Origin of the sequence: Streptomyces sp. NPDC001410 (assembly GCF_042895235.1) — a bacterium.
Lineage (GTDB): Bacteria > Actinomycetota > Actinomycetes > Streptomycetales > Streptomycetaceae > Streptomyces.
This window is the reverse complement of the sequence record NZ_JBIAWE010000010.1, coordinates 22,382-35,510: the sequence shown is the minus strand read 5'-3', so window position 1 is coordinate 35,510 and position 13,129 is coordinate 22,382. Positions and strand designations below refer to the sequence as shown.

The following is a 13,129-nucleotide window of genomic DNA, read 5'->3' as shown; positions in this document are numbered from 1 at the left end:
AAATCAAGGTCACTTCGGAGGGTTTCGCTTGTAGTGGTCCTTCGCCTCGCGCTGAAGCTCCTTGCCGTGGTCGAAGCCCTCGCCGGTCTGTTGCGTCACGGCGCGATGCATGTCCGTCGGATCCACACCGTCCGGGGTGCCGGTGACTTGAAGTGCGTTCGACGCCTGGTCAAGAGCGTTCTGACGGGCGTTGAAGGAAGACTCACCCGCTGTGCGTGCCGTCTCGGCAGCGGTGTTCCGTTCTGCTCCCTCGACCATCTTGCCCACAACCACTTCGGTTACGCCATTGATGACCTCTCCGGCGATGGGTACGCGCTCGGTCGCCAAACCAACCGTGGAGCCGAAGGCGGTGTTGAACATGTCCGCCCGCTTCTGCAACGCGTCGTTGTAGTCCTGGTCGCTCTGCTGGCCTCCGGTAACAATCTGGTCGTGCCGGGCTCCAGACAGGATGCCCTCGACCGTGCCTGTGTTGTAGGCGATGTGCTTCAGGTTCTCGGACGGGGTTCCCGTGTACTTCTCTGGATGCGCGGTGGCGTCGTGCATCACCCGGGCCGAATAGTTCTCTGCCCCCAAGGTGGCTTCGGCATAGCCGTCAGGGTTCCTGCCGACGGTGTCGAGGAACTCCGTGGTGGCGAGCGCACTCGTGAACTTCTTCGGACTGCCGTAGAGACCGTCGAAGTCGTTGGACTGGCTCAGCGTCGAATTGACCTCGGGCATGTACTCGCCGGCCATCCGCCCGAGGCTGTCGGCCATCGTGTCGTCGGCCAGCTTGGGGTTCGCCGCGACGGCGTTGATGACCTGGTCCATGATGTCCTGGCGCTGTTCTTCGTGCTCGGGGTGAGCACCGACGTCGCCGTGGTCGTACGGGAGCCCGGACACCGCCGCTTCGAGGGCGTGGCCCAGCGCGTCCTTGCCATAGATCTCAGGGTCCTTGGCTGCGAAGGGAGCGGTCATGTCAGGAATCCACTCGCGAGCGCCGTCGCCTTTGCCATCCGCCCCCATCCCCATTAGATAGTCGAGATTGGTCATCTGTTTGCCCGACCCGGCGACGTTGGCATGGAAGAAGCCGGTCGCTGCATCCGGATTGTGACCATAGGCCTCCAGGAGGCCCGTGATCGGATCCCAGCCGCGGCCGCCTTCCTTGTCGGCGTTCAGACCGAAATCCTTCATGCTCGCGTAACTTCCGTCGGGACGGCCCCAGGATCCGCCTTCCCGCTCGTACGCGATCATGTCGTTGCCGACCTTGTCGAGGAAGCTCTTCGGGTACTCCCCGTGCCGCAGAAGCGTGCCGAGCACCTGATACCCCTTGGGAACCATCTGGTTACCCTGCATCTGGAGATCGAGGTCACTGCGTCCGGCGCGCATGAGTTCGTCGGTCCACTTGTCCCCCAAGCCGGGAGCCGCGGTGGCAAGCGCCGTGCCCATGCTGTCCTGGATGCTTCTGGCAAGACGCAGTTGCTCCCCGCCCTCCGCGGTGCCATCGAGTGAGAGCTGAGCCTGGAACCGGAGTGCCCCCTCCTGTCCGAGGCCGCGGTACAGATCGGTCGCGAACTCCTTGTCGTCCGCGTTGTACTTGAGGAGTGTCTGGAGTTCCCGCAGCTCTTCTGTAGGGAGCTCCTTGCCCTCCTTGTAGAGCCGCAGGCTCCTTTTGGCCAACTCCTCGGCTCGTTGCTCCTGGGCATCGTCGAGCGACTTGTAGTTCTCGTGACCGAAGTTGAACTGGTCGCTGCCGTGGCTCTTGCGCAGCGCCCGACTCACCGAGTCATCGATCTCCCGCGCCTGCGCAATGATCTCGGCGATGCGATCGGCGAGCTCTTGTGCCGTGTTGAGTTCGCTCTGGGTGTGGGTGTCGTCGGTGGTGCGATCGTGCGGGTAGAAGACGTGGACATTCCCGTCGCCCGTGTCGGTCACCCTGAGCCCCAGTTGGGGTGCCTCTGTATGTAGGGCCGTGTTCAGCTTCTTCTGGAGCTCCACAATCTCGTTGCAGGCATCGTCGAGGAGCTGGTAGATGCTCGAGGCCTCAGCGTGAGCGTCCCTGAACTCCTTGGCCGTCTTCTTGACGAACTGCCGTGTCACGTCGGAGTTCGCGCCGGCCCATCGGGCGCCCTCCGACTTCGCAAGCAGACCCTTCTCGGCTCTGTCCGCGAGCTTCTCGAGAATGTCGACAGTCTTCTTCCAGTGGCCGACAGAGGTCTTCAGCTTCCCGAGTTTGACTTCGGACAGGTTCGTCATGGTGATGCCGGACACAGCAGCCCCCGCTACTTGAAGTATTTGTCGAGCTCCGAGACCGACCTGCCGGACCCGTCCCTGCCTTTGACCGCCGCTGCGATTTCCGCGTCATCGTTCGCGTGCAGCTTGTTCGAGAAGTCGAGGTGGTTCGAGATGAGAGCGCAGGCGTCCAGTAGTGATTTAACCTGACTCGTCCACATCTCGACGGTCAGCGAAAGGCTCTCGCCCAAGGTGAAATTCGAGTTAGACAGTTCGGTCGCCGCCTGCATCGTGGAACCGGAGCCGTGCGCGTCCACTCCCATGCGGGTCACATCTGCCTGATCGTGCAGGTCACTGTGCAGCGCAAAGGCCTCATGTCCGACGACGCCCAAGTCGTCCTGGTACACGACCAGGTCCCCGCCACCTCCCCCGCCACCGCCGTCGGCGGGCAGCTGATTGAGGCGCATGTGCGTTGAACGCCTCTCGGCGGCCTCGGACTTCAGCTGCTCCCACTCGTCCCATGCCATCCGACAGGATCCTTCCCCGTGGCCGTGCTCGACTGCTTGCTGCCCTCGTCGAACCATCTGAGACTCCGGCAGAGTCTGAAGCACGCTAGCAAGACCGGTTCGTACCGCACGGGCGTTGCTGCGGAGTCGTGATCAGTCGCGTGTGGAAGTTTTGCGAAGATCGCAAACTGGGGCGCATGGTCAGTGCTGTTCGCGGTCACGATCGATCGGCACCTTGAAGCGCGGGTGGCGAGGTGTCCGTACACCCGCCCGTCACAGACGTGCAAATCGGGCAAAGCGCTGGGCCTGGTTCAGGCTTGTAACTGAGTCAACACATACGCCGGTTGGACCCGTTGGACAGGTTGACTACAGTGGTAAACGCGTTGTGAGACGCGGCTCGCTTTGCGATCGTACGGCGAGTGGGTGGTCGGTCTCGATCCCGTCGGGGCCGATGGTGTACGGGGAAACGGGGAGGAACATGAGCGGGGGCGGGTCAGGGCCGAACCTGGAGGCCAGCCGGGACGCGCTGAAGAAGTTCGTGGGGCGGGTGGACGCCGTGCTTCGTCAGCTCGAAGAGTCCGCCGGCAACCCGACGAGGGTTGATGCGCAGCGGATCAGGCCCGCGTCTCTGACTTCGGGGCCAGCAAGCATCTTCCCTGAGGCGCACGATCTGTACAACCAGTACAAGCGAGTCCATAAAGAGCTCACGGACCTGTCCAAGAGCCTGCATCTGCAGATCGAGGCGATGGGTATCGCGGTTGATGGTGCGCGCCATGGCTTCGACGAGCTCGAAGAGGAACAGCGTCAGCGGTTCTGGGCGATCCAGGAGCACATCCGGGACAGCCAGGATGTGAAGGACGGCAAGCAGCACGCCGGCAACGACGCCAAGAGCGGTGCGGAGTTGTAACGATGACTGACAAGCACGACGCCGATCTGAAGCGAGTCGGCAATCAGAACGACGCCACCGACTGGGTTCGCGGTTACGAGAGCAGTCCGCACAGCGGGTTCCTTCTCGGAATGGTTGACGTGGCCATCAGGGCCACACCCGTCGGGCGAGCGGTCGCTACTCGCACGGACTTCGGCAAGAGCGATCTCCCTCTCAACAAGATGATCGACCTGGTCGAGCAGATGGACCCGGAGGATCTCGAGACCTCCGGCAAGGCCCTATGGGATGCGCGCGACGCCATCAAGTCAGCAGCCGACGACCTTCATGCCTACATCGAGGGTGTGCACTGGGTTGGCCAATCGGGCAGTGACTTCCGTACCTGGGGCAGGGATCTCGTCAAAAACGCGCACCACCTGACCGAGTTCGCCGGAGCGGCAGGCGACGAGATCACGGCTGCCGCAGTGGGCCTTGCCGCCGTCCGCGGAGCCATGCCCCCTCGTGACACGGAAGCGAACCGGACGCGGCCCAAGGATTTCACGGCGGCCGAGAAGGCGGCGGACAAAGAGGGGTACGCCACTGCCGTAAAGGTGGAGAAGGACCGCCAAGAGGCGATCAACCAGATGAACCGGTTGGCGTCGTACTACGCGGTGTCCGAAGAGGTGCTGTCGTCCTTGCCCACCAAGGAGAAGACACCGAACTTCACGACCATGCCGCCTAACGTGGGGGTTCCCGAGCCCACGAAGAGGTACGGCGTCGGTGGTTCGGGGGCCTCCACGGGCTCGGGCTCGCAGGGGGGTACCGGATCGGTATCAAGCGGCAGCCATCACGTGACGGCGCCGAGCGGTGACGTCCCCAGGCACGTCACAAGCGACAGCCCGACGCCCACCCAGCACATCCCCGACAAGATTCCGCATCCCGACCAACCTGTCGGCACGCACATCGACACCACTGGCACGCTGCCTCCGCCCACGACTACCACGTCTGGGCCCAGCCACACTCCGCCGGTCACGGGCACTCCTCCCACGAGTGGCGGTCAGCCCAATGTGTTCGACGGTGGTGGATTCAGGCTCCCCATGCCCAATGCCACTCCTGGCAGGGGCCTGAGCGGCGCCGGCGGTCTCCGTACTCCTTCGTCCACACAGGGGCGCGCGAGTACGTCCGGCCTGACGAACCAGGGCTCCGGGCGTGCCACGGCGCGAGGGCCTATGGACCAGATGGGCCGCGCCACGTCGACCGGTCAGTCCGCTGGCAAGAGCACCGGTTCCGGACCGAGGTCGTCCCCGATGGGCCGAGGAGTCACGGGGGGTACGCCCCGACCTGGGGGCACGGCGGCACCACGTACGAGCAGCGGGCCGACCACTGGCGCCGGCCGGACCAACGGAGTTGTCGGAGGACGGCCGTCCACCACGAATCCGTTGTCGAAGAATGGGTCGAGGATCCCTCGCGGCACCGTCATCGGTGGCGAGGAAGCGGCCAACTCCCGGCCCACGACTGCTCGGCTCGGCCAGCGCGGTGTCTTCGGAACGCCTGAGTCCACGGCGCGGCCCGGTTCGGGCACGGCGGGTTCCCGTGGCGCTTCGGGATCGTCCGAGGCCGTTACCGGCAGGCCGACCGCGCGCAACTCCGTGGCAAGCGCTGAGCGCAACGGCATGACCAGTGGTGGTGCCGGTCTCACGCGCGGCGCCGGCCACAACGGAAAGCCCGGCGACGAGCGGAAGACGGAGGGATCGCCGCGGCCCGACTACCTGGTCGAGGACGAAGAGACACACCTGCCCGACAAGCCCCGGCGTGATGTGCCGCCGGTGGTCAACTGAGCGCGAGCGAGGACACGAAAGACGATGAAGTCAGGGATCAGCCGACGAGCCGAGCAGGCCACGGTTCACGGAACGCGTCGCGGTAGACGAGTGCGTGCTGTGGCCGCGGTCGTCGGAGCCCTGGCCGCCACCACGGTGGGCTTGGCTCCGAGTGCCGTCGCGGACGACGTTCAGTCGAAGCAGTGGTACCTCGGTCCGATGCAGGCCGAAAAGATGTGGGAGGTCAGCACTGGGAAGGGCGTGAAGGTCGCTGTCATCGACAGCGGAGTGAACGCGAACACCTCGTCGCTCAAGGGACAGGTCCTGACGGACGAAGTTCCGAAATCAGTCGCGTACCGGGCCACCGACGATTACGACGGCCATGGCACAACCATTGCCGAGTTGATCGCGGGTACTGGAGCAGGCGGCGGCCTGAAGGGTCTGGCGCCTGGAGCGAAGATCATCCCGATCCGTGTCAGGTTCGAGGATCTGAAGGGTAGCGCGGAGGAGCTGAAGAGGACGGCTGACACCACCACCGCCATTCGGGCGGCAGCTGACACTGACGCGAAGATCATCAACATGTCCTTCGGTTCTGATGGGCCTGACTCCGACGAACAGGCTGCTATCGATTACGCCGCTTCGAAGGGAAAGCTGCTGATTGCCGCAGTCGGTAATGATGGCGAGAAAGGCGGTCACATCGGTTATCCGGCAGCTGACGACTACGTAGTCGGTGTCGCTTCGACCGATGCATCCGGCACGGTTTCCAAGTTCTCCTCGTCCGGCGGCTACATCGACCTCTCGGCCCCGGGCCAGAACTTCCCCGGCTGGTGCGACGGCACCTTCCGCTCGTACTGCGACAACATGAATGGCACGAGTTCGGCCGCCGCGATCGCGTCAGGCTCCGCCGCCCTGATCTGGTCAGCACACCCCGACTGGACGGTGAACCAGGTCACCCGGGCGCTGATCGACACAGCCGGCCGTAGCTGGCCGAAGAACAAACCGAGCACATACCTTGGCTACGGTGCCATTCGCCCCCGCGCGGTGCTGGCGAACCCCAACTACAACCCCGGCCCGGCGAACGTCGATCCGCTCCGCAAGGAGAACGGCGGGGACGTGTTGGCCAAGTCGGGAAGCTCCTCCTCGTCTTCCAACTCGACCTCGCCCTCCCCTTCTGCATCAACCCCGTCACAAGCCCCGGAAAAGGGTTCTAGTGGCGCTACTTCAGCGGCAGGATCAAGCACGGAATCGTCGAGCGACAGCAAGAGCAACACCCTCTGGATCGCGCTCGGCGCCATCGCCGCGGTCGTCGTGATCGGCGGCGGAGGCCTGGCCGTCATGCGGGCGCGACGCGCCAAGTGATGTGATCAGTCGTCAACAGACGTAGCAGCCCTGTGCTGTTCGGGCAGAACAGGGACTTCGTACTCACTCTGCCGAGCAACAAGCGCAGCGGTGAGCCGAAACCATCAGATCAACAACGGACACACGAAAGGCAGGGCCGATCATGGCCGGCGGAAAGCAGAAGCTCGAAGATGCCGCAGTAGTCCACCTGCAGAAGCAGATGGCCGAGAAGTACGAGGGCATCCAGAAGCGGGTGCACGGGCTTCAGGGCGTCATCGACGGCCTCGAGGGCCAGTGGCAGGGTATCGGCCGTGCCGCCTTCGACAAGAAGCAGTTCGAGATCAACGAGTCGCTGCGCAACATCGGCAACATCCTCGGTGACGTCATCGAGGCGATGACCTCGACGCGCAACATCAAGGACAGCAAGGAAGACGAGGTGCGCGCGGCGGTCAACAAGATCGACCTCCAGGACGGCGCTCCCACCGTTCCGACGTCTTCCCTCAGCTCCTACTGAGTCGAGCGAGACACAGCACATCTGCCGGGCAGCCGGCGCACCCACCAGCTACACATCAGCGAGACGAGGGAACAGGCATGGCCAACAACGCTGAGGGACTGTCAGTCACTTATGACGGGCTCGACGTCGCGGCAACCAAGATCGGTAACGAGGCGAGCACGCTCGAGCAGGACCTGCAGGAGCTCCGCAAGATGGTCGTGAGCAGCCTGCAGTACTGGGAGGGCGAGGCCCAGGGCACCTTCAACGAGAAGCTGCACCGCTGGGACAAGGAGGCGAACGACATCCACCAGGCCCTGACCGGCATCGGCCACGTCGTCGCCCAGTCCGGCGGTACGTACATGGAAGGTGACAAGAAGGCGGCCTCCTACTTCCGGTAGGCCGAGCCTCGCAATAGCAACTCCAGGGTGGGCGCGCGCGGGAGGCGCCCACCCTGTCGTTGGTCCGCAGCCCGATCTCGCACTGGTCGCCCGATTCTGTGTCGCGGCTGAGGCGTCGGGAAGCGCACAGACAAGGACTGGGAATCAGGTGCATGCGACAACCGCCGGATCCGGTGAAGCGCAGCAGGGCGTCTCGGCCTCCCGGCGGATCGGCCCCTACGTCCTGATCACCGCGCTGGACGACCCCCGTAGCCGTATCCCGGTGCCGGAGCGGCGCCACATCGCCCGCAGCGCCGACGGTGAGCACACCGTCCTGCTCAGCACTCCGCTCGCAGGCACCGATCCACAGCGCTTCATGGCGGAAGCCGAGGCCTCTCGTTACCTCCTCGGTCAGTTCATGACGCCCGCCGTCACATACGCCGCCTCCGGGGAAGCCGCCTGGCACGCCCGCCCCTATCTCCCCGCGCTTCCTCTTCCCACCGCAGTCGCCGTGCACGGCGGCCCACTTCCCGAGCGCACCGTCCGGGCCCTTGGCGCCGCTCTTGCCGAAGCTCTGGTCGTCGCCCACGGGCAGGGCCTGACGTACGCCGGTGTGTCCCCGGCGGCCGTGCTGCTCGCCGCCGACGGGCCACGCCTCACCTGCTTCGGAGCCGTACGGGCCGCGGCCCCGGACGACACGGCCCGTTCCGGCCTGCCGGGACTGGAGCAGGGCAGCCTGCCACCCGAGCAGGCGTCCGGCGGGCGGCCACGGCCACTGGGCGATGTGTACGCTCTGGGCGCGACGCTCGCCTATGCCGCCACCGGTCACACCATGCCCGAACGCGACGAGCTTCCTTCCGCACTGCGTACCGTCGTCAGTCGCTGTCTGGCCCGCGACCCCGGGACGAGGCCTCAGCTGGCCGAGTTGCTCGACCTGTTCGCCCCGACCGCGCCGACTGCCTCCGCCGTGGCCCAGGTGCCGGCCGATGCCGGGTTCGCGACCAGAACCGCCGCGCTGCTCGGCTCGGGCTGGCTGCCGAGCCGCGTGATCGCCGCCATCGCCCACCAGTCGGCCGCCGTACTCAGCGCCGATATCCCGCGCTCCACCGTGCCCACCTCACGCCAGGACTGACGACCACCGCCATGCCCACTCCGCTCACTCATGACGACCCGCAAGCGTTCGGACCGTACCGCCCGATCGCCCGCCTCGGCAGCGGCGGCATGGGCACGGTCTACCTGGCGCGCTCGGGCGGTGGACGGACCGTCGCGGTCAAGACGATGCACGCCGGCATCGCCTCGGACGCCAGCGCCCGAACCCGGTTCCGGCTGGAGGCCGATGCCGCGCGCGTCATCGGAGGGCGGCACGGCGCCCAGGTCGTGGAGGCGGACACGCAGGCCGAGACACCCTGGATCGCCACCGAGTACGTACTCGGTCCGCCGCTCGACGAGGCGGTCGAACTGGCCGGATCGCTCCCCGAGGCGACCGTGCGTGCCCTCGGAGCGGCTCTGTGCGGGGCGCTCGGCCAGCTGCACAGCACCGAAGTGGTCCACCGCGACCTCAAGCCGTCCAACATCCTGGTCACGGCCTACGGGCCGAAGGTCATCGACTTCGGCATCGCGCGCGCGATCGGCGACGACCGTCTCACCAGAGTCGGGGCGGCCGTGGGCACTCCGGCGTTCATGTCACCGGAGCAGGCGAGCGGTGAGGAACACACCGGGGCGGGCGACGTGTTCGCGCTGGCCGGAGTGCTCGTCTACGCCGCCACCGGCCGTGCACCGTTCGGCCACGGTCAGACCGCCGACCTTCTCTACCGGGTCCGGTACGGCGATCCGGACCTGAGCGACGTACCCGCCGCCCTGGTCGCGATTCTCGGCCCGTGCCTCGACAAGAACCCGTTCCGCCGACCGACCACCGCGGCACTCGCCGCTCAACTCCACGACGGATCCGGTGAGTTCGCAGAGCACCTGCCGGACGCACTGCTCGCGGAGATCGCCCGCCGTGCCACCGAGGTCTGGCAGGTCACCCCTCAGCGACTCCCCGCACCGTCGGTACCGTACGCGCAGTCGCCGGCCGCACCTGCCGCGCAGATGTCCCGTCGCCGACTGCTGCTGGCGGGCAGTGGAGGGGCCCTCAGCGCGGCGGCCGCAGGGGCGGGAGCCTGGGCGTGGAGCCGGCGGTCCGGATCGCACGGGAAGCAGCCCGTCGCGAGTCCCAGTAATAGCCTGCTGCCGAAGAAGAAGCTCGACTCGATCTGGCAGATCCAGGTCGCCGATCCGCCGTACGGCACGGTCCCACCCGCACAGCCGCTCGCCGTCGGAGACCTCGTAACGCTGGTGGCCGGTACCGGTCTGGGCGGAATCGACGCCGGCTCGGGGCAGATCCGGTGGACGTCGGGGCAGATGGAGATCCACTGGCAGTTCGCCACGGACGGCGAGCGCCTCATCCGCATGGTGGCCCCGCCAGGATCTGACGGAAACGCGGGCAAGCCCGGCGGCTTTCCGCTCATCCTGGCGTCCGTCGACATCGACACGGGCGTGGCCGCCGAGCCGTTCGCCCAGCTCACGGACTTCAACGGGGTCATCGATGAGAACCAGGTGCTGTGCACGGCCGATGGCGTCGTGTATGCGGCGGCGGGCCAGGGGAAGTACGACGTTGCGTACTTCCGGGCGTCCCAGTCCTGGTCCGTCTTCGCCGTCGACATCGGCACGGGGAAGAAGCTGTGGGCCGCGCCGCTGCCCTCACGACCGGACAAGACCGACCGCCTGCACTTCCTCACGGCCCGAGTCGTCGGCCACAACCTGGTGGCCTTGCAGGAGACGAACGCCGGCAAGGTGCGCATCGTCGTACGGGACGTCCGGACGGGTGCGGTGCGTTGGGACAAGCCGTTCGACGGCGTCGCACCCGGCCGCGTCTACGCGCCGCTGGCGACGGACGCCCAGAATCTGTACGTGGGTACCGGCCGGCTGCGGGCGTTGCGGCTGAGCGACGGCGCTCAGGTGTGGGACTCCAGGACGGAGCGCCCCGGACGCACGTACGGTCCCCCGGCGGTCAAGGACGGCGTGATTTACGCCGTCGAGAAGGGTCTCGGCCTCGTCGCCTTCGATTCCCGCAGCGGGCAGGTGCTGTGGAAGGAGAAGGGCGGCGAGGGAACGAAGGCGGATGTGTCCGCCGCGCCGGTGATCGGCACGGATTATGCATACAGCAAGCGCTCTTCGGCTCTCTGGGCGATCGATCTCTCGTCGCACACGCCCACGGCCTCCTACAAGACCACCGGGGACCGCTTCATCGCCCATGAGAAGGCCAAGGTGACCATCGCGCTGGGCGGCAAGTTCCTCGCGGCGTTCCCCCTGAAGTGAGCGGTCGTTCCCCGATGGGCAGAAGAGAAAGCAGTCAGCGATGAATCCCCTGGGTGTCGGCGACCCGATCCGCCTCGGGCCGTACCGCATGCTCGGCGTGCTGGGCGAGGGTGGCATGGGCAAGGTGTACGCCGGCCAGGACGGCGCTGGGACCATCGCGGCGATCAAGGTGCTCCGCCCGGAACTGGCCCACGACGCAAATCTCGCCCAGCGTTTCGTACGTGAGGCGCTCGCGGCGCAGGCCGTGCGAAGCCCGGGTGTGGCGGCGGTCCTGGGCGCGCAGACCGAGGGCGGGCGCCCTTGGATCGCCACCGAGTTCCTCGCCGGACCGACCCTGGACCAGGCGGTCGACAAGCATGGACCGCTCGATGAGACGAGCGTGCGCGCCTTGGCGGCGTCGATCGCACAGACCCTCGCGGACATCCACGCCGCGGGTTTCATTCATCGTGACCTCAAACCCCAGAACATCGTCCTGACGTCGACCGGGCCACGGGTCATCGACTTCGGCATCGCCCGCCCCGAGCACGGCCTGACGCTCACCACCACCGGCCAGATCCCCGTCACGCCGGGGTACGGCGCCCCTGAGCAGGTGCTGGGGCGGCGAGTGACACCCGCTGCGGACGTGTTCTCCCTGGGCGCAGTCCTCGTCTACGCGGCCACCGGCCGACGCGCGTTCGAGGGGGCCCACGTGGCCGCCGTACAGTACGAGGTCGTCCACGGCGAACCGCGCTGGGACGGCCTGCCCCCTCAGCTGCACACGCTCGTCGCCCCCTGTCTGGCCAAGGACGGTGCGTCACGGCCGGCCCCGGGGCAGATCGCCACGGCATTCGCTCCACCGAAGAACAGCGGCCGCGTGTGGCAGCGCGGCCCGGTCGGGGACGAGATCAAGGAGCGGGAACGCCAGGTACGTCAGCTCACCGCGCCGCCCACGACGGGCTCCTCGACGACCGTGACGAGGCGCCGTCTGCTCACGGGCCTCGCCGCCGGCGGCACGGTGCTCGCCGCGGGGGGAGGTACGACGGGATGGTGGCTGCTCCGGCAGCAGGCGCGCCAGGACCAGAAGGACAGCCTGTTCGACATCCCTCCTGCCGTGACGACACCGAAGGCCCGGCTGCTCGTCGCAGATGACGGTGACTACATCGTCGGCGGGTCACCCAAAGCGCTGTGGAGCCGTCGCGAGATCATCGACCAGGATTCCGCCGCTCCGCTGCCCGTGCGGGACGTCGTCGTGATCGGGGACTACGGCTACGGCAAACGCGGGATCGCGGCCTACAACGTCGTGGACGGAAAACGGCGCTGGGCGGCACGAGATGTACAGCCGGATCACTACCTCTCGCTCTCCGACCGCTTGATCGTCGCCGTCGACGCCGAAGGAACTCTGCATACGTTCGTGCCGTCCACCGGCGAGCGCAAGTGGACCGCGGCAGCCGACGCCGCGGCTGTCGTGGCCGCCGACGACAGGGCCGTCTACGTCATGACGAAGGACCACCGGCTACGCAGCGTGGGCCGCTCGGATGCCAAGGTCCGCTGGACGGCACAAATCCCGTCCGAACACCGCGGAAAGATCTCCGCGAGGGTAGCCGTCGGCCGCGGACGTCTGGTGCTCCCGACGGTCGACGGCCACGTACTGGCCATGGCGACAGGTGATGGCCGCCTGGTGTGGCAGCGGCGCAACCAGGCGAAAGAGGTCTCGATCAATCCCGTCGTGCGGGACGGCGTCGTGTACCTCAACGGCAGGACATTGGCCGCACTGAGACTCATCGACGGCAAGGAGATCTGGAGCAAGACGACCAGAGACATGTACGAGGCCCCGGCGGAATGGGGTCCGGTGAGTGTCCACGGAGACTCGGTCTACGCGGACGGCGGGATGTTCCCCCAACGCCGGAGCACCGTCGACGGCCGTAACATCTGGACCTCTCGTATGGGTGGCGGCAGCGACAGCTCCGTGCTCGTCCAAGGCACCGGAGTGTGGATGATCGACCGTGAGTACCGCACCGTCGTCAACACCGTGAACTTGGACGACGGGTTGTCGGTCTGGTCCTACGAACTGCCCGAAGCCAAGCAGCATGCGATCGCAGTCGCCGGCAACAGGGTGTTCATCAGAAACGACAGCTCGCTCTACGCGTTGCCAGTGTTCTGAAGGCCTCGGTGAGACATAGACGGAAGGCGAC

General features: G+C 66.6%; 10 protein-coding genes. 8 read left to right on the top strand and 2 right to left on the bottom strand.

Annotated features, from left to right (window positions below):
- Positions 1 to 9 precede the first annotated feature (9 nt).
- Complete coding sequence (locus tag ACFY3C_RS22645) at positions 10 to 2,247, bottom strand: hypothetical protein (protein WP_390772012.1); 2,238 nt, start codon at positions 2,245 to 2,247, stop codon at positions 10 to 12.
- Positions 2,248 to 2,258: 11 nt separating this feature from the next.
- Entirely contained in the window at positions 2,259 to 2,735 is a 477-nt protein-coding gene (locus tag ACFY3C_RS22640; RefSeq protein WP_390772011.1) for a hypothetical protein, read from the bottom strand.
- A gap of 457 nt (positions 2,736 to 3,192) precedes the next feature.
- Here ACFY3C_RS22640 and ACFY3C_RS22635 point away from each other — a divergent pair, with 457 nt between their 5' ends.
- The 8 genes from ACFY3C_RS22635 to ACFY3C_RS22600 all read left to right on the top strand — a co-directional run bounded on the left by ACFY3C_RS22635 (position 3,193) and on the right by ACFY3C_RS22600 (position 13,098).
- Positions 3,193 to 3,621, top strand: a complete 429-nt coding sequence (locus ACFY3C_RS22635; protein WP_390772010.1) for a hypothetical protein — start codon at positions 3,193 to 3,195, stop codon at positions 3,619 to 3,621.
- Between the two features lie 2 nt (positions 3,622 to 3,623).
- Positions 3,624 to 5,414, top strand: coding sequence for a hypothetical protein (locus tag ACFY3C_RS22630; protein WP_390772009.1), 1,791 nt, complete (start codon positions 3,624 to 3,626; stop codon positions 5,412 to 5,414).
- 90 nt (positions 5,415 to 5,504) lie between these two features.
- The gene (locus ACFY3C_RS22625) at positions 5,505 to 6,752 is read left to right on the top strand and encodes a S8 family serine peptidase (protein WP_390772200.1); all 1,248 of its coding nucleotides are present in this window, start codon (positions 5,505 to 5,507) and stop codon (positions 6,750 to 6,752) included.
- A gap of 142 nt (positions 6,753 to 6,894) precedes the next feature.
- A complete protein-coding gene (locus tag ACFY3C_RS22620; RefSeq protein WP_386576370.1) occupies positions 6,895 to 7,245 on the top strand; it encodes a WXG100 family type VII secretion target in 351 nt (116 codons plus the stop codon).
- Between the two features lie 77 nt (positions 7,246 to 7,322).
- On the top strand, positions 7,323 to 7,622 hold the full coding sequence (locus ACFY3C_RS22615; RefSeq protein ID WP_094221041.1) for a WXG100 family type VII secretion target: 300 nt from the start codon (positions 7,323 to 7,325) through the stop codon (positions 7,620 to 7,622).
- Between the two features lie 148 nt (positions 7,623 to 7,770).
- Positions 7,771 to 8,733 (top strand): serine/threonine protein kinase, encoded by a 963-nt coding sequence (locus ACFY3C_RS22610; protein ID WP_390772008.1) that lies wholly within the window; start codon positions 7,771 to 7,773, stop codon positions 8,731 to 8,733.
- An 11-nt stretch (positions 8,734 to 8,744) separates the two neighbouring features.
- Positions 8,745 to 10,958, top strand: coding sequence for a protein kinase (locus ACFY3C_RS22605; protein WP_390772007.1), 2,214 nt, complete (start codon positions 8,745 to 8,747; stop codon positions 10,956 to 10,958).
- Between the two features lie 40 nt (positions 10,959 to 10,998).
- Entirely contained in the window at positions 10,999 to 13,098 is a 2,100-nt protein-coding gene (locus tag ACFY3C_RS22600; protein ID WP_390772006.1) for a protein kinase, read from the top strand.
- The last annotated feature ends 31 nt before the right edge of the window (positions 13,099 to 13,129 follow it).

Coding starts and splice junctions, on each gene's coding strand:
- ACFY3C_RS22640 (WP_390772011.1), bottom strand. CDS start 2,735: ATGGCATGGGACGAGTGGGAGCAGCTGAAGTCCGAGGCCGCCGAGAGG.
- ACFY3C_RS22635 (WP_390772010.1), top strand. CDS start 3,193: ATGAGCGGGGGCGGGTCAGGGCCGAACCTGGAGGCCAGCCGGGACGCG.
- ACFY3C_RS22630 (WP_390772009.1), top strand. CDS start 3,624: ATGACTGACAAGCACGACGCCGATCTGAAGCGAGTCGGCAATCAGAAC.
- ACFY3C_RS22620 (WP_386576370.1), top strand. CDS start 6,895: ATGGCCGGCGGAAAGCAGAAGCTCGAAGATGCCGCAGTAGTCCACCTG.
- ACFY3C_RS22615 (WP_094221041.1), top strand. CDS start 7,323: ATGGCCAACAACGCTGAGGGACTGTCAGTCACTTATGACGGGCTCGAC.
- ACFY3C_RS22605 (WP_390772007.1), top strand. CDS start 8,745: ATGCCCACTCCGCTCACTCATGACGACCCGCAAGCGTTCGGACCGTAC.
- ACFY3C_RS22600 (WP_390772006.1), top strand. CDS start 10,999: ATGAATCCCCTGGGTGTCGGCGACCCGATCCGCCTCGGGCCGTACCGC.